Source organism: Carnobacterium sp. 17-4, from assembly GCF_000195575.1.
In the GTDB taxonomy this organism is placed as follows: domain Bacteria; phylum Bacillota; class Bacilli; order Lactobacillales; family Carnobacteriaceae; genus Carnobacterium_B.
The window spans coordinates 2,382,975-2,400,996 of record NC_015391.1 but is presented as its reverse complement, the minus strand read 5'-3'; the positions used below and the strand labels follow the sequence as shown (position 1 = coordinate 2,400,996).

Genomic DNA, 18,022 nt, shown 5'->3' with positions numbered 1-18,022 from the left:
ATGAAAATCGTTATTATTAATGGACCAAATTTAAACTTTTTAGGTACCCGTGAACCCGAGATATATGGTAGGCAAACATTGAAAGAGATAGAAAGTAAGATTCAACAATACGCTGAAATTCAAGAAGTAGACTGTTCCTTTTTTCAAAGCAACTCAGAAGGGGATTTGATTGACCGAATCCAACAAGCCCATATGGATAAGGTAGACGGGATCGTTCTTAATCCTGCAGCGTATACTCATTACAGCTATGCCATTCAAGATGCAGTGAAGTCAGTAACGATACCAACTGTAGAAGTGCATTTAAGTGCCATTCATTCCCGGGAGTCTTTCCGGAAAGAGTCTGTCGTAGCACCAGCTTGTATTGGACAAATTTCAGGATTTGGAGCAACAGGTTATTTGTTGGCTATCCAAGCATTGAAAGAAGTCAGAAATAAAGGTGAGAACGAATGAACATTGCGATTGTCGGTTTAGGAGTCATTGGTGGTTCGTTTGCTAAAGGTCTTCAAGCAGCTGGTTATACCAATGTTTACGGGATAGACGTCAGCGAATCCACGTTAAAAATAGCTGTAGATCAAGGAATGATCAAACAGGGATTTGTAGAAGCTAATGACATTTTGCGGGATATGGATGTCATTATGATTTCTCTTTATCCTAACCAAATTGCGCCATTTGTCGAGCAATATAAAAACATCTTGAAAGATGGAGCTATTCTAACCGATGTGACGGGTGTTAAAACAGCGATTATAGAAAAAGTCTCTAAAGTACTTCCTTCAACAGTCGACTTTGTATTTGCTCATCCGATGCGTGGAAGTGAAAAACAAGGGATTATTGGAGCAGACTACACACGATTTATAGGAGCGAATGCTTTGATTATTCCTATTCCGACAAACAAAGAAGCTTCTTTACAACTTATTGAGAAGCTTTATAGAGAGATTGGCTTTAATCAAGTAACGCGTGTTTCTCCTGGAAAACATGATGAACAAATCGCCTATGTCAGTCAATTGATGCATGTCTTGTCTGTAGCAGTTGTAAATAGCCAGCAAGCTTCAGAAGAAACACTGACGTTTGCAGGAAATAGTTTTCAAGAATTGACAAGAATTGCTGATATCAATGCTGAATTGTGGAGTGAACTGTTTTTAAACAACCGAACAGCCTTATTGACGTCGATTGAACAATTCGAGACTGAACTAAATACTATGAAACGTACACTAGCAGATAATGATGAAGATGAGCTGAAAAAGATTTTTAAACAGGCTACTAGTAAACGAAGAGAATGGTACTAAATGCTTTCTCTAAAAAAGGTGAACTTCCTCTTAATGGAAGTTCATCTTTTTTAGTTTTGAAAATAGGAGTCTCAATCACAAGGCAGTGCATTTTATTGCTGATATACATAAGGAAATTTGCATAGAAATAGGAATTTATCATGATTCAGGTTCTTCTATTGTCATAAATATTCTTGAATAAACGTCTATTATATTTTCTTCTGTTTTTGTATCGTTATATAAACCATAACCCCAGGATTTAAATAAATCTTCTTCTGGATTGCTCATCATTCCAGAAACATAAACAGAACTATCCTCCGAGGTCCAATTCCAATTCTCCCATGATGAATCATCAAAAGTGATATCTACTTCGGTAAAAGGAATATGACTCTTCGCTGCTATAAAAAAGAACGGCATATCAGAGTTTAGGTAAACTTCAAAATATTGTTTTTCACTAGCTTGAGATAAATTTTCTTTCATAATAAAGATTGCATCATAATAATCTGGATTTTTATCCATTAAATCATCAAAAGAAATTCTATGAAATTGAATGTTTTCTTCTTTTATTTCAGGAGGTTCTCCGATAACACCAATGTTTAAAGCTTTACCAGTGTAAACATCAAAGTCAGGATGTGGAGAACAAGCTGACAAAGACAAAAATAGCGTAATTAGCAAGAAGTAGGAAGCAAGCTTAAATCCGTTTATCCTATTCATAATTCACCTCCTTAAAACAGTTGTTATTATTTAGATGGAATAAGTTTACCATAAGTTCAAGTTGAGTAAGTATTGTTTTAAAGGTTTTACTAGTTTTTGTATACTGTGAGATTTCCAAGAGCAATTAGATAACAGGAGTATAAAGAAAGTATAAAGAAATAAAGGAAAGATTAACACTATCTTTATAGCTTATTGGATAAGATGAAAGAGTAAAGGAGATGGCGAAAATGGAATTTTTTCTAGGAATAGTGGGTGCGTTATTGATGGTATATCTTTTTTGGTTTTTATTTAAGGGGGAAGAAATATGAGCAGTATGATGTTTCAAGGTATGTTCTTTTTCTTTGTATTGATATTAATTTCGATCCCTTTAGGTTGGTACATAAAGGAGACGATGCAAGGGAAAATACCTAAGTATGTGCGTTTTCTTCAACCGCTAGAGAATGGGGTATATAAGATTCTGGGATCTGTAAGTCAAAATAATATGAGTGCGAAAAGGTATCTCTTGTCCATTTTAATATTATCAATCTTATCATTTGTATTTCTAACGGTATTATTAATGACGCAGCATTTTCTACCTGGAGGACAGAATGTTGCAAATATGTCATTGGATTTAGCCATCAATACTTCAGTCAGTTTTGTGACCAATACCAACTGGCAGGCATACTCTGGAGAAACCAGTCTTTCTAACTTTTCACAAATGTTTGGATTAACTGTTCAAAATTTTGTTTCAGCAGGTGTAGGAATGGCAGTCGTATGTACCTTATTTAGAGGTATTACGCAAAAGCGAACGAAGTTGATAGGAAACTTTTGGAAAGATCTAACGAGAAGTTTACTTTATACGCTATTTCCACTGTCAGTTATCGTAGCGATTATCTTAATCTCGCAAGGAACGGTTCAAACCTTGAGTCAAGGAGTAGCTTATCAAGGATTTGAAGGACAAGAGTTATGGCTGTATTTAGGACCTGTGGCTAGTCAAGTAGCTATCAAACAACTGGGAACAAATGGTGGAGGATTTTTTGGAAGCAACTCAGCTTTCCCATTTGAAAATCCAACGCTGTTATCAAATTTTGTAGAAAATATTAGTATATTACTGATTCCAGCAGCATTGATCGTTACTTTTGGATTCTGGGTCAAGGATTGGAAACAAGGCAGAACAATCATGATTGCTTCACTATTCTTTGCAGTGCTGGCTTTTGTGGGTGTTGTAGTCAGTGAAAGTTTTGGACCAGCATTTGTGAATGTGGCAGAATCAATGAACTTAGAAGGAAAAGAGATGCGTTTTGGGATAGGATGGTCTAGTTTATGGGCCATTAGTACCACGGCTGCTTCAAATGGATCAATCAACTCGATGTTGGACAGTTTTACTCCCTTAGGCGGAGCTATTCCGATGTTCTTGATGCAACTTGGCGAAATTATATTTGGTGGAGCCGGTAGTGGATTATATGGAATGCTTGCATTCTTGATACTAACAGTATTTATTGCAGGGTTATTAGTAGGAAGAACACCAGAATATTTAGGGAAAAAAATTGATGCATTTGATATCAAAATGGCCGGTATAGTAGTGTTGACCCCATTGATGCTAACACTTTTTGGAGCCATGGCTATGACGATGCATCCAGATGTAATGTCTTGGTTGACCAATACTGGAGCTCACGGTTTTAGTGAAATTTTATATGGAGCTACTTCTCTTGCAAATAATAATGGGAGCGCGTTTGGTGGATTATTAGCAGATACGACTTTCTTGAATTTACTAGGAAGCCTTCTGATGACGTTATCCAGATTCCTTCCAATTGTAGCTATTTTATTTTTAGCAGAAAATATGGGCAGCAAGAAAAAAGCAGCATTGAGCGAAGGAACGCTGTCCACTACTAATTCAACTTTTGTCACTATGCTGATTATTATCATCGTCGTTATTGGAGCACTTAGCTTTTTACCAGCGTTGGCGTTAGGGCCAATCGCAGATTTTTTCTCTATTAAATAGGAGGAACCAAAATGAAAAATGTTTACAAATGGGCCATTAGAGAGTCATTTAAAAAATTAGATCCACGAGAACAACTTAAGAATCCCGTCATGTTTATTGTATATGTCGGTGCTATTTTGACCACCATCTTAAGCTTTACAGATCATTCTGTTCCAATGTGGTTTAGTTTAACGATAACGTTCTTCTTATGGTTGACGCTATTATTTGCAAATTTTGCAGAAGCCATTGCAGAAGGGCGAGGGAAAGCTCAAGCGGACAGTCTTAAAAAAGCAAAAAAAGATGTGATCACTCATAAAATACAAAAATTAGAAGATATAAAAAATGACCAGTTGATCGAAACGAACTCTTCAGATTTAAAAAAAGGAGATCTGGTTTATGTAAAAATTGGGGAACAAATACCGGCAGATGGTGATGTCGTCGAAGGCGCAGCTTCGGTTGACGAGAGTGCCATTACTGGAGAGTCAGCGCCAGTTATCCGAGAATCGGGTGGGGACAGAAGTGCAGTGACTGGAGGAACAACAGTCGTTTCAGATTATTTAGTTATCCGAGTCACATCTGAAATTGGACAATCCTTTTTGGATAAAATGATTTCAATGGTTGAAGGGACACATCGAAAGAAGACACCTAACGAAATAGGATTACAGATTTTTTTAATCACATTAACGATTATTTTTCTAACGGTTTCTATTACTTTAGTACCTTTTACTAATTTTAGTAGCCAGGTATCAGGGAGAGGGGAAACTCTATCTAGTGTGATTGTCATCGCTTTACTGATTTGCTTAGCGCCAACAACGATTGGCGCATTGATTTCTTCTATAGGGATTGCAGGAATGAGTCGATTGACCAAGGAAAATGTTATTGCCATGAGTGGTAGAGCGATTGAAGCTGCTGGAGACGTTGACATCTTACTTTTAGACAAAACAGGGACCATTACGTTAGGGAATAGACGCGCCAGTGAATTTCTTCCGGTTAGCGGTGTCAGTGAGAAACAACTTGCAGATGCAGCTCAACTTTCTTCATTAGCCGATGAGACAGCAGAGGGTCGTAGCATCGTGATCCTAGCAAAAGAGCGATTCAACATCCGAGAAAGAGAACTGCAAAAAGCAGAAGTGAAATTTATTGACTTCAGTGCAAAAACTCGGATGAGCGGAATCGACTACGGTGGCGATGAAATTCGTAAAGGAGCCGCCGATACAATAAAAAAATATGTTGAGTCGAAAGGAAATATGTACCCTCCCGGATGTGACGAAATAGTTGAGACGATCGCACGTGCTGGAGGAACTCCTTTAGTGGTTGTGAAGAACGGACAAGTGCTTGGAGTGGTTTATTTAAAAGATATCGTTAAAAACGGTGTTAAAGAACGATTTGCTGATATGAGAAAAATGGGGATTAAAACGATTATGATCACCGGAGATAATCCTCTAACGGCCGCAGCAATCGCAGCAGAATCAGGAGTAGATGATTTCCTTGCCGAAGCAACTCCTGAGAATAAAATGAACCTGATTCGAGAGTACCAAGAAAAAGGCCATTTGGTTGCCATGACGGGAGATGGTACGAACGATGCGCCCGCCTTAGCCCAAGCGGATGTAGCAATGGCCATGAATACAGGAACTCAAGCGGCTAAAGAAGCTGGAAACCTTATTGACTTAGATTCAAGTCCGACCAAACTCCTTCAAGTCGTAAGAATTGGAAAACAGCTTTTAATGACTCGAGGAGCGTTGACGACTTTTAGTATTGCTAATGATATAGCGAAATATTTTGCAGTGATACCCGTACTGTTTTATGGTATTTATCCAGAATTAAGCGTTCTAAATGTAATGGGATTGGGAAGTCCTTTGACTGCAATCTTATCAGCTGTTATCTACAATGCGGTCATTATCGTTGCGTTAATACCATTAGCTTTAAAAGGTATACGCTATCAAGAAAAATCCGCCAGTCAAATTTTACGATACAATCTTTTAGTTTATGGATTAGGCGGGATCATTGCACCATTTATCTCAATAAAATTAATCGATATGTTATTGTCTTGGATAATCTTATAGGAGGAGAACAATGAAAAAAACATTTTGGGCAAGTTTGCGATTTTTAGGAATAAGCATCCTCTTTTTCGGCGGGGTATATACCTTGTTGATGACAGGAATTGGACAGTTATTTTTTTTACATCAGGCAAATGGCAGTCAGATCACCATAAATGAACAACTGATGGGTTCATCATTGATCGGCCAACAGTTTGAAGATGACAAATACTTTTCTGGTAGAAGTTCAGAAATTAGCCAATTGTCTCCATTTTCTGAAGAACAAGCAACAATTGTAGAGAAAAGAATAGATGAACAATTAATAAAAAATCCTACTAAATCAGAAGTACCGATCGATCTAGTAACGGCTTCAGCCAGTGGAGTTGATCCACATATCAGTATCTCAGCGGCAGAATTTCAAATCGAACGAATCGCTGAAAATAGAAATATCAACAGTAAGGCTATAAGTGATATAATAGTTGAAAATAGCGAATCAGACTTATTTTCAAATCGTCAATACGTGAACATTATGGATTTGAATCGAGCTTTAGACGAACTTCAATAGTGGGAAGGATGTCACTATGGATGGAATGAACCAGAAAACTGAAAAAATATTAAGAAAAATTCAATTTGAAGATACAAAACGTGGTAAATTGAGAGTGTTCTTTGGTTTTGCAGCTGGAGTAGGCAAAACCTATGGAATGCTATCGGAAGCCCATGAGTTAATACTCATGGGTAAAACTGTTGTTATAGGATATATTGAACCTCATAACCGACCAGATACAAATCGATTGGTGGAAGGTATTCCTACAGTTCCAGTGAAAAAACTGTCTTATAAACAATTAACGCTTTGCGAACCAGATATTGATAAGCTAATTGAGTTGTCTCCGGATATTGTCTTGATTGATGAATTAGCGCATACGAATGCAGAAGGTTCTAGAAATAAGAAGCGGTATCAAGATGTAGATGAGTTATTGAATGCTGGAATCAATGTATTCACAACTATTAACGTTCAACATGTAGAAAGCCTAAATGATATTGTTGAAGAAGTAACTGGGATTGAAATGAAAGAAACAGTTCCAGATACATTTTTCACGCATGCTGTTTTAAAAGTGATCGATGTTGAACCAAATGAATTGATTGAGCGTCTTGAACAAGGGAAAATATATTCCAATGAGAGCGCAATACAAGCGCTGAGAAATTTCTTTATCATTGAAAAACTAGATCAACTTAGAGGTTTAGCGATTCAACGAGCGTCTGATCATATTAATCGTGTTAGTGCAAAAACAATCGGAATCCAAAGTAAACTATTGACGATTATTGAGGATACCTATCCTAAGATGGCAGAAAAATGTATCCGTTGGAGTTCCAGGCTGGCTCAAGGGGTGGGTGCTGAGTGGGTGGTTATCCAGATTCGCTCCTTAGATGAAACTCCTGATACGATTCCTCTTGCCGAAAAACTGGGTGCCGAAGTCATTAGTATTGAAGCGGAAGATAGTTTTGAGACCATCGTGGAATATTCTAAAATGATTGGTGCTACAGATATCATAATAGGAAAAAATCTCACGAAGAAGTGGTACCAAGGGGTCTTTTTTGAATCATTTGAAGATCGACTCATTAAACGACTAGTTGAAACTGAGATTCATCTTATTCCTTATAAGGAAAAAAAAAATCAGCCCATTTTCTCTTTTGATGAAGTCATTGAAGGTGGAGTAAGGGACTTTGCTATCGCGTTTGGTGGAGTCATTGCTGCGACCTTAATCACAGAAATTTTACATTATTTGCACTTTGGTGAACAAAATCTGATGCTGGTTTTTATTTTATGTGTTTTAGTGACAGCTCGGTTGACTTCCGGTTATTTCTGGAGTGCATTGTCTTCTATTGTGAGTGTATTATCGTTCAACTGGTTCTTTGTTGAACCCTTGTATTCGTTGACCGTTTATAAAGAGGGATACCCTATAACGCTTTTTATCATGCTGATGGTAGCATTGATGGTCAGTAACTTAATGGTACGCTTAAAGAAACGAGCCCTTACCTCGAAAGAAAAAGAGCAACAGATGGAAATACTGTATGAGTTGAATAAACGTTATATCATAGCAACAACCAATCAGCAGATCTTTAATAGCACCACTATTTTTTTATCACGCTTATTAAATCACGAAGTCATTGTCTATGATAATAATGGTCATAAAAAAAGTCTTAAAACACTTGAGGATACCGCGTCGGTATTGGATTCTACAGATGAAGCAGCTGTCGCTTTTTGGTCAGTGAAAAATCAAAAAGAAGCTGGACATGGTACGGACACGTTAACGGGTGCTAAAGGGTTTTATTTGCCTATTGTGTTAAATGGAAAAAGTCTAGGTGTTTTAGGGATTGAAAAAAGTGAAGATAAAGAAATAAAAAACAGTCATTTGAACTATTTAAAACTGATAGTTACTCAATTGGCTATTGTGCTTGAACAATCCTATTTGAAAGAAGAAACAAAAAGAATACAGATTGAGAATGAGCGTGAAAAAGTCAGGAGCAATTTATTACGAGCGATTTCTCATGATTTACGGACTCCTTTGACAGCTATTTCAGGAATAGCAGAGACACTTGGAGATGAAGATCTAGAAATAAAACAAGAAACGAAAAAAAAATTGTTATTGGATATCCAGGAAGAATCTCAATGGCTAATACGAATGGTAGAAAACTTACTATCGATAACGCGTATTAACATGGATACGATGAAAGTGAAAAAAACCAATGAATCATTAGAAGAAATCATCGAAGCTGTTTTAAATCGATTAAAAAAGGTGTACCCGGTTCAAAAATTAGCTGTTTCATTACCGGAAGAATTAATATTTGTTAATGTAGATCCGATTTTAATCGAACAGGCACTGTTTAATTTAGTTGAAAATGCATTTAGGCATGGAGATAAAATGAAAGAGGTCTCTTTGATCATCAAGAAAAGTGGAGAATTTGTGCAGTTTGAAATTGTGAACTATGGTGAAATTCCTTCGAGTCAATTTCAAAAACTGCAGAATAACTTAGTGATGAATGAAGAAGTTCCAGTTGATTCAAAAAACGGATTGGGAATAGGGCTAAGCATCGTCAAAACAATCATCCATGCGCATAACGGGAAACTTGAAATAGAGAAAGAACAAGGAAAAACGATTTTTAGATTTTATGTCAGTTAATTGGAGGTGACGATTATGGTTAAACAGTTGTTATTGATTGAAGATGATGCTACAATCATTGATTTCATGGAAGTCGTATTAAGCAAAGAAAATTATCTGCTAAAAGTTGCTAAGACAGGAATGGAAGCTTTGACTTTTCTTCAAACAGAAAGTTTTGATTTGTTGCTGCTGGATCTAGGTCTACCTGATATCGATGGAATTGATTTATTGAAAATAGTGCGCAAGAGAATGACTATCCCAATTATTATCTTATCTGCTAGGACCAATGAATTGGAAAAAGTTAAAGCTTTAGACCATGGTGCAGATGATTATGTGACAAAACCGTTTGGAACACATGAATTGTTAGCTAGGATACGTACATCTTTAAGACATTCAACTAATCAAGTAATTGAGTCTCCTACTATTAAAAATAAAGATCTGAAAATCGATTTTGAAAAGCAGCTTTTGTATAAACTAGGAAAAGAAGTCCATTTAACCAAAAATGAATACCGTATTTTAAAAGTACTATTCGAAAATTTAGGAAAAGTGGTTACGTATAATACTTTGATGACAGCAGTGTGGGGGCCTTATGCTGGAGATTCTCAAATATTACGGGTCAATATGTCTAATATTCGAAAAAAAATGGAATACAATACATTGGAACCAGAATACCTGACTACTGAAATTGGTGTAGGGTATAGAATGAAAGATTACAGAGAATAATAAAGTGAAACTGAGAAGTATAGACCCATATTAAGGAAGACACTTTCTAATTTTAGAGAGTGTCTTCTTTTGCGTAGTCTACATTCCTCATGTGATTTCCATAAAAAAACATTTCCTTTGTCATCTAAACAGGTCTATAATACTAACCTGTGTCTAAAGGAGGAAAATGTTTTGAAAGAAAAGAAATATTTAATTACAGTAGTTGTGATGATGGTTGCTGCCTTCATTTCAGCTTTAAACAATGTATTATTAAACAACGCTTTACCAAGCATCATGGATGAGTTTCAGATTGCTTCGTTTGCAACGACTCAATGGTTAACAACGTCGTATATGTTAACTGCAGGAGTTTTGATACCAGCATCTGCTTTTTTTATTACTCGGTTCAAAAGTCGAAATGTTTTTTTGACGGCCTTGATGCTATTTAATATTGGAACAATTTTGGCTTATTTTTCAACAAGTTTTTCCTTTTTACTGGTATCCCGAATTATTCAAGCTTGTGGAGCATCAGTACTTTCGCCATTGCTTATGAATATTATGATTACGGTCTTTGATCGTGAAGACCGGGGAAAAGCAATGGGGATGTATGGATTCATTATTATGTTCGCTCCGTCGATTGGACCTACAATATCTGGTGTGTTGATTGATTTCTTTAACTGGCGCGCATTATTTTTGATGATCTTACCATTCAGTTTAATTTGTCTAATCGTTGGATTTTTTAAAGTAGATTCATTATTACCTGTTGATATTCATAAAAAAATGGATTATTTATCCGTCGTCTTATCTGGGGCGGGATTATCCGCTATCCTGCTAGGCGTTAACCAATTTAGTAATGCAAACTCTAATCTTTTGATCTCTATAGGGATTATTGTGGTAGGTCTGATTTTAGTAGGATTATTTATTAAACGTCAATTTTCGATAGGTAACCCATTATTAGATCTCTCAATTTATAAGTTTCCAATGTATGCATTATCTTCCATTTTGCTCGCATTATTAGCTATGCTGATGTATTCGACAATGGTTACCATACCGTATTTTCTACAAAAAGTTCAACTGCAGTCTGTTTCTATTTCGGGCTTAGTTATGCTGCCACCTTCTGTAGCAAGCGTGATTGCAATGCCAATTTGCGGACGTTGGTTTGATAAATATGGAATCAAACCAATGGCCTATTCAGGATTTTCTATTATCTTAATCACAACTTTGGCGCTCTCTCAACTGACAATGACCACCTCTCTTCTGTGGATTGTTTTAGTTTTGATTGTACGTAATGTGGGAACGGCAATGATCATGATGCCAATTCAAGCGTATGGGTTGAATCAATTGCCTGATAAATTAAATCCATCAGGAACAGCAACGAATTCTACGATTCAACAAGTATTTGGTGCTGTTGGAACATCTGTCGTTACCATTGCTATGACCAGTATTTCTAGTAGACAAGAAATAAGCCTTCAAGGACAAGGACAGTTAGCCGAAAAAGCATTGCTGGTAGCTATTGATTACAGTCAATATATTTTTGTAGGAATTGCGATTGTTGCACTAGTGATCGCTTATTTCTTGAAATCAAAAAGTATGTACAAAGCTCCCGTTTTAGAAGTATAAAAAATAGCATCAAAGTAGGAAATACCTACTTTGATGCTATTTTTTTCTATACTAGTCGGTTGAATTATTTGCTTTCACAAAAAAATATTATAACTTTTCACTATCAAAATTGCCGTCTAAAGCTTTTTGAGCAAGAACATTTAGGTAGTTCCACGGACGGTTGAATCCTGGTTGGAAGAAGAAATCAGCAAAGGCTAATTGTTCTAGTGTCCAACCTGAAGAGATAGCTACTGACAATGCATTGATGGATGCTGTAACGTCATAAGTTGACATCAATTGAGCACCAACAATACGGTGACTGTCTTTTTCAAAATGAATTTTCATCATAACTTTTTCGTCATCAATAAAAGTAGGACGGATATTTTCTACTACGAATGTGCTAGCAACTTCAGCATCAATAGAATCTTGATCGATGTCCTTGACCCCTGTAGAAGCTAATTTGTAGTCGAATAATGTTAAACCAGATGTCCCAGATACTTCAGGCATTTTTACTTTTTTCTCTAAAATATTTTTAGCTGCAATGACTCCTTGACGACGAGCATTAGACGCTAAAGCAATTAGTTTTTTACCATGATTTGGCGCAAATGGAATTTTTGTAGCATCACCCATTGCAAAAATATCTTTTTCAGAGGTTTCTAGGTAGTCGTCAATAACGACTGTTCCGTCTGGATTCAATTCAACGATTCCTTGAAGCCATTTCGTATTTGGACGAACACCAACAGCCATGATCACAGTGTCTGCTTCGTATTCCCCTTTATCTGTAACAACTTTTTTAACTGTTCCGTTTTCGCCAACAACTTCTTTTACCATTTCGCTAGTGCGAACAGTCAATCCATTTTTATCCATGTTTTTGTTTAATACATCAACAAATTCTTGATCAAGGTAAGTATTCAAGACGCGGTCTAAAGAATCAATAACGGTTGTCTCAATACCTGCTTTAGTAAATGCTTCAGCGACTTCAATACCGATGTAACCTCCACCAACAACAACCGCTTTTTTCGATTGACCCATACGTGTTTTAACTTTTTCAGCCCAATTACGGCCACGTACATAGAAGATATTATCTAAGTCTGCACCAGGAATTGGAATTCTAACAGGTGCTGCACCAGGAGAAAGAATCAATTTATCATAGCTTTCTTCAGTTTCTCCATCAGTTGTTTTAACAGTAATGGTTTTAGCTTTTGGGTTAATCCCAACAACGTCACTATTCATATGAACATTTACATTTTGTTCGATATATGAATCCTCTGTTGCATAATGTAAACTATCTAAAGACTCGGCAATGTCTTCTAAGTAACTTTGAATTCCACAAGATAAGAATGATGCGGTGTCTCCACGTTCATACAAATGTAATTCAGCATCTGGCTGCTCCTTCAATAATGTTTGAATGGCTTCATAGCCAGCATGTGATGTTCCTACGACAATAATTTTCAAAAAAATGGCCCCCAATAAAAAGTTTTTGTTCCAAAAAGAACCATACCACGTATTTGTATTTTTATGAAATAATCTGCCTATAGCATAAAAGTTTACTATAAATAATCGTTGCAATTTTAATTTAGAAAAACGGCTGCTTCAAGTAATCAAAAATACGTATCTAAAGTTTTGTGGATCATGTCTTTAAATAAACAAGTATAAAAGAGTGTTTTTTTTGTTGCAAATGCAACTAAAATATCTATAATAGGAATTGTTAAGAACGAAAAGAGGGAACGCAATGATAGATATTCTTCGTGACATCGGTGTTATCGCAAGATCATTAGACTCTATCGCTAATATAGAATTTAAAGATCTCAATCTTACAAGAGGTCAATACCTCTACTTAGTAAGGATTAAAGAGAATCCAGGAATAATACCAGATAATTTAAGTGAAATGATAAAAGTAGATCGCACAACTGCATCGAGAGCTATCCAAAAACTTGAACGAAACGGACTGATTGAAAAAAGAAGTGACTCAGGGAATAAAAAAATAAAGAGGTTATTTACTACACCTAAAGGTGATAAATTAGCAGAATATATTGTTAAAGAAAATAATTATTCTAATGAAGTTGCTTTGAAAGGGTTATCGGATGAGGAAGTCAAAAATTTTTCTCGGATTTTAAATAAAATAAAACAAAATACGGAATATGAATGGGATTATGTGAAAAAAGGAAATAAACGAAATTATTAGAGGAGACTATCATTATGGAATTGAAAAAATGCACCGTAGAGGATTTAAAACAGCTTCAAAAAATTAGTATTGAACTATTTACGGACACATTTAAAGATCAAAACACTGAGGAAAACCTAAAAAATTATTTAGAGGAAGCCTATAATAGTACACAACTCAAGCAAGAACTCACAAACAAAAACTCTACTTTTTTCTTTCTATCAGATAACGAAGAAATAGTCGGTTACTTAAAATTAAACATAGGTGAAGCTCAAACAGAAGATATTGCTGAAGATGCTGTAGAAATCGAAAGAATCTACATTCGAAGTGAGCGCAAAAGAAAAGGGTATGGAACGATTTTGATAGAAAAAGCTGAACAATTTGTAAAAGAAAAGAACAAAAAAGTGATCTGGTTAGGTGTTTGGGAAGAAAATCTAAGTGCTCTTTCCTTCTATAAAAATAAAGGGTTTATTCAGACCAGTTCGCATTCGTTTTTCATGGGAGATGACGAGCAAACTGATTTGATAATGTTTAAGGAAATCTAATATGGATGCAGTTAGTTAGAGCAAAATTAAAGAAGAAACGTCTACCATAAGCACGGCTCTTCTTTTTGGGCTGTATAGTTTTGGGTGTGTATGAAGAAATTCATTTACGCCTATTTTTTGCAAAAAAATAGAAACAGCTGAACTTTCTAATCAGAATAAAGGCATCACAACTCACTAGAAAGGAACTTTCTATACTGCTTTAGTGTACCGGAATGAAAAAGCACTCTTACGCTAGTGTAAAGAAATGGTGATTCCTTTTAAAAAAATAACAGAAGTGGCTAAATAAAGGCAGCAACTATGAAAAAATCATGAAAAATAACATGGTTAGTATTGAATAAATGAAATCGCTTACGTAAGATGGAGTCGTAAGCTCTAAAAAGGGGGGAATTGGTTGTATTCAATTATGTTAGTAGATGATGAACAGGATATTCGTCAATCCATTATTGAACTCGTCCATTGGGAAAAAATGGGATTCGAAATCATTGGGGAAGCCAGTAACGGTGAAGAAGCATTGGAGGTGATGGAAGATAACGTTCCAGATATATTGATCACGGATATAAAAATGCCGATCATGGATGGTATTGAACTGTCTAAACGAGTAAGGGAAGAAAATCCTGCTGTTAAGATTGTATTTTTAAGCGGATATGAAGATTTTGAGTACGCAGTCAGCGGCATAAAATTAACCATTCTTGAGTATTTATTAAAACCGGCTTCTATTAGTGATTTAGAAAATATGCTTGGAAAAGTACGGGAAAAGTTGGATGAAGAGAAACGGTCAGCAAATGACTTGGAGACGATTGAAAAAGATTTTTTGAAAAAATTTGACGTTAATAAAATGTCTTTTTTGGTTTCCTTGATCACTGATAATTACAGCGACGTATCAGAAAGTGAATTCCAAAAGCTGCTTCAAACCTATCAGTTAGACCTTACTGGAGAAAGGCAGGTCTTGCTAAATATCACTATTGATAAACCTTCCTTTGCAAAAAGCAGCAGTGGGAGCCAAAATTTAGAACTTATGAAGTTTTCATTAACCAATACTATCAGAAAAATTGTGGATAAGTATGTGCAAGGCGAGGTCTTTACTTTCACATCGAACAGTGTTGCTATTTTATCCGATACCAAAGAAAATATCGAAATGTATACAGATATTCTTGTGAAAGAAATTAATAAAAGTGTACAAAAAATATTTGGATTTTCTATCGGTATTGGAGTTAGCGAAGAATATGTACGGATTTCAGATACCAAACGAGCTTTTCAGTCTTCTATTTCAGCTTTAAATTACCAGACGACTCTTGGAGAAAACAAAGGGATTTATATTTCTGACATTGAAACCGTTCGTCAAAATGAAATAGTTTTCGATGAGGTTAATGAAGCGAAATTAGTTTCTCTGATTAAAATAGGGTCTAAAGAGGAATTAGAAACTTTTATAGATCAATTATTTCAACAATTTTATGTCGGAATGAATAGTCAAGAACATTTACAAATTTTTTTGATGGAATTATACGTGTCCGTCTTAAAAGCCTATAAAACAACGATTTTAAAATACGATTCAGATATACTTCAACAGGTGCAAGTCATTTCTGAGATTCATCGATATGAAGACAGACAAGTCATTAAAGAGTGGTTTAAAAACTTTTGCTTGTCAGCTATTGCAATCATTCAAGAGCAACGCAAAGAGAAAAGTGATTCTTTAGCTAAGCAAAGCTATGATTATTTAGTTAAACATTATTCAGATTCTTCCCTTTCTTTAAAACAAGTCAGCAAACAAATGTTGATCAGTCCTAGTTATTTTAGTTCGCTTTTTAAAAAAGAAAATGGTCTTTCTTTTACAGATGCACTGGTCAAAATACGCATGGAAAAAGCTAAAGAGCACTTATTGACGACAGACCATAAGATTTTTGAGATAGCAATAGATTCAGGCTATACCGACCAGCATTATTTTTCCTACTGCTTTAAAAAGTATTTTGGCGAATCACCAAACAAAATCCGGGAAACATTCAAAAAAAATAAACTCCTGGCTGAATCAAAAAGCTAGCGGGAGAGATGAAGCGAAATGAGTCAAATCATTAAAAAGACAATCAAAACAATAACTGATAAATTTAAAAGCTTACGTATTATTTTAGCCTTATCATTAGGTGTCATCTCTATTTTTACGATTCTGTTATTTGCCGGTTTTTTATCGGTCACTTTTAAAGAAACGTTGATTGCTACGACTAAAACCACTACTCAACAAAGCGTAGTGCAATCCAGTATCACATTAGCTAACGAAATAGACAATATGACTAGAATGGCTTATGGCATCTTGGATGAATTGAAGAGTTCAACATTACAAAAAAATGAAATAGCCAATTTATTAGGAGTAAGCTATCGTTTAAATCGTAATATCGTATCGATTGGACTAATAAATGCTAATGGTCAATTAGTAGACTATGCACCATCGCAATACACACTTAAAAAGGAATTAAAGATTTATGAACAAGATTGGTTCCAAGAAGACTTGAAACCAAATCAATTTTCTTTTTCGCTTCCTCACGTACAGAATATTTTTGAAAAAAATGACCGCTGGGTTTTATCGGGTACGGCACCGGTCATAGTTGATAAAGAAGAGTATCTACTCCTGATTGATTTTAATTTTAATTCAATAGGTAACTATTTTGATAAAGTATCTATTGGTAAGAGGGGCTATTCGTTCATTCTAGACAGCCAAAACGCACTAGTCTATCATCCAAAGCAGCAGATTAGACAAACGAACGCTAAAGAAGAGAACTTAGATTTTATCGCGGATAAGTCTGATGGTGTATACATAACCCCCAATAAAGAAAATGTGATTGCCGTTGCATCAGTATCTTCAACCGGTTGGAAAGTCATTGGAGTCTCCTATTTGCAAGAGTCCATCAAAGAAGCCATGCAAGAAGTTCAAAGATATATGTTATGGGTATTTCTTGCGATTGTTAGTTTGGTCGTATTGATCAGTATAGGAGTGTCTAAGTACATAGCACAGCCAATTACTAAAATGGTAAAAGTGATGCGGAATTCGGATAAGGACCAATTTGATATTTACACTGATGAAACTCGATTCACTGAAATCCAGCAGTTGTCAGGATCGTATAATTATTTAATTGATCATGTAAAAATGTTGATGCTACAAGTAAAAGAGGAACAAGAGGAATTAAGGAAAAGCGAAATGAATGTTTTGCAAGCCCAGATCAACCCACATTTTTTGTATAATACATTAGAATCTATATTATGGATGTCAGAACGGGGAAATAATGAAGGAGCTTCGGAAATGGTAGCGGCACTTGGAAAGTTATTGCGCATTTCTTTAAGTAAGGGAAATGATTTTATTTCTCTTCGCCAGGAGTTAGCACATGCCGAAAGCTATCTAACTATTCAACAAATTCGATACAAAAACCAATTTCAGTATTCAATCGAAGCGGATGATACGATTCTGGATTGTCTGACAGTTAAAATTATTCTTCAACCATTTCTTGAGAATGCTTTATATCATGGAATTGAACGAATGGTTGACGAAGGAAACATTGGCATCAAAGTTTTCGATAAACAAGACAAAATTTTGATCCAAATCACGGATGATGGCATCGGAATTTTACCAGAGACACTTAAAGAGATCGAAGCTGGGAAAAATAGTGAAAAAGTTGGTATCGGCATACGTAATGTTCATCAAAGAATTCAAATTTATTTCGGAAAGGACTTTGGAGTAGAAGTTACAAGCGAAATGGACGAAGGCACAATGATTAGTATCTGGTTGCCAAAAATCGTTCGAGGAGAGGATCAAAAAGAGAAGTAGCCAAGAAAGAAAACTGTTTAGTGTTTAATATTAATCATAAAAAGAGGACGAGTACTAAAAGGCGGTATCACTTTTGG

The 18,022-nt window shown here is 35.6% G+C and carries 14 protein-coding genes; 12 read left to right on the top strand and 2 right to left on the bottom strand.

Annotated elements, in window-relative coordinates:
• Entirely contained in the window at nt 1-450 is a 450-nt protein-coding gene (gene aroQ / locus CAR_RS11365; protein WP_013711883.1) for a type II 3-dehydroquinate dehydratase, read from the top strand.
• Nucleotides 447-1,283, top strand: a complete 837-nt coding sequence (locus tag CAR_RS11360; protein WP_013711882.1) for a prephenate dehydrogenase — start codon at nt 447-449, stop codon at nt 1,281-1,283. Before aroQ ends, CAR_RS11360 begins: the two co-directional genes overlap by 4 nt.
• Nucleotides 1,284-1,421: 138 nt before the next feature.
• Here the strand turns inward: CAR_RS11360 and CAR_RS11355 are convergent, their stop codons facing one another.
• Nucleotides 1,422-1,976 (bottom strand): hypothetical protein, encoded by a 555-nt coding sequence (locus tag CAR_RS11355; RefSeq protein WP_041556669.1) that lies wholly within the window; start codon nt 1,974-1,976, stop codon nt 1,422-1,424.
• Between the two features lie 304 nt (nt 1,977-2,280).
• On the opposite strand from CAR_RS11355, the gene kdpA reads away from it, so the two are divergent.
• The 6 genes from kdpA (at nt 2,281) to CAR_RS11325 (ending at nt 11,449) form a co-directional block, all read left to right on the top strand.
• On the top strand, nt 2,281-3,957 hold the full coding sequence (gene kdpA / locus CAR_RS11350; protein WP_041556668.1) for a potassium-transporting ATPase subunit KdpA: 1,677 nt from the start codon (nt 2,281-2,283) through the stop codon (nt 3,955-3,957).
• 11 nt (nt 3,958-3,968) lie between these two features.
• Nucleotides 3,969-5,999, top strand: a complete 2,031-nt coding sequence (kdpB, locus tag CAR_RS11345) for a potassium-transporting ATPase subunit KdpB (protein ID WP_013711879.1) — start codon at nt 3,969-3,971, stop codon at nt 5,997-5,999.
• Nucleotides 6,000-6,009: 10 nt separating this feature from the next.
• Entirely contained in the window at nt 6,010-6,537 is a 528-nt protein-coding gene (locus CAR_RS11340) for a potassium-transporting ATPase subunit C (protein ID WP_013711878.1), read from the top strand.
• A gap of 16 nt (nt 6,538-6,553) precedes the next feature.
• Nucleotides 6,554-9,151, top strand: coding sequence for a sensor histidine kinase (locus tag CAR_RS11335; RefSeq protein WP_013711877.1), 2,598 nt, complete (start codon nt 6,554-6,556; stop codon nt 9,149-9,151).
• 15 nt (nt 9,152-9,166) lie between these two features.
• Nucleotides 9,167-9,853: a response regulator gene (locus tag CAR_RS11330; RefSeq protein ID WP_013711876.1), complete on the top strand. Its 687-nt coding sequence runs from the start codon at nt 9,167-9,169 to the stop codon at nt 9,851-9,853.
• Nucleotides 9,854-10,024: 171 nt separating this feature from the next.
• Complete coding sequence (locus tag CAR_RS11325) at nt 10,025-11,449, top strand: DHA2 family efflux MFS transporter permease subunit (protein ID WP_013711875.1); 1,425 nt, start codon at nt 10,025-10,027, stop codon at nt 11,447-11,449.
• A gap of 87 nt (nt 11,450-11,536) precedes the next feature.
• On the opposite strand, the gene CAR_RS11320 is transcribed toward CAR_RS11325, so the two are convergent.
• Nucleotides 11,537-12,883 carry an FAD-dependent oxidoreductase gene (locus tag CAR_RS11320; protein WP_041556666.1) on the bottom strand — a complete coding sequence of 449 codons (1,347 nt, stop codon included), beginning with the start codon at nt 12,881-12,883 and terminating at the stop codon, nt 11,537-11,539.
• Between the two features lie 277 nt (nt 12,884-13,160).
• On the opposite strand from CAR_RS11320, the gene CAR_RS11315 reads away from it, so the two are divergent.
• The 4 genes from CAR_RS11315 (at nt 13,161) to CAR_RS11300 (ending at nt 17,945) form a co-directional block, all read left to right on the top strand.
• Entirely contained in the window at nt 13,161-13,613 is a 453-nt protein-coding gene (locus tag CAR_RS11315) for a MarR family winged helix-turn-helix transcriptional regulator (RefSeq protein ID WP_013711873.1), read from the top strand.
• A 14-nt stretch (nt 13,614-13,627) separates the two neighbouring features.
• Nucleotides 13,628-14,137: a GNAT family N-acetyltransferase gene (locus CAR_RS11310; protein WP_013711872.1), complete on the top strand. Its 510-nt coding sequence runs from the start codon at nt 13,628-13,630 to the stop codon at nt 14,135-14,137.
• A 391-nt stretch (nt 14,138-14,528) separates the two neighbouring features.
• Nucleotides 14,529-16,172, top strand: a complete 1,644-nt coding sequence (locus CAR_RS11305) for a response regulator transcription factor (protein WP_041556662.1) — start codon at nt 14,529-14,531, stop codon at nt 16,170-16,172.
• A gap of 18 nt (nt 16,173-16,190) precedes the next feature.
• Complete coding sequence (locus CAR_RS11300) at nt 16,191-17,945, top strand: cache domain-containing sensor histidine kinase (RefSeq protein ID WP_013711870.1); 1,755 nt, start codon at nt 16,191-16,193, stop codon at nt 17,943-17,945.
• The last annotated feature ends 77 nt before the right edge of the window (nt 17,946-18,022 follow it).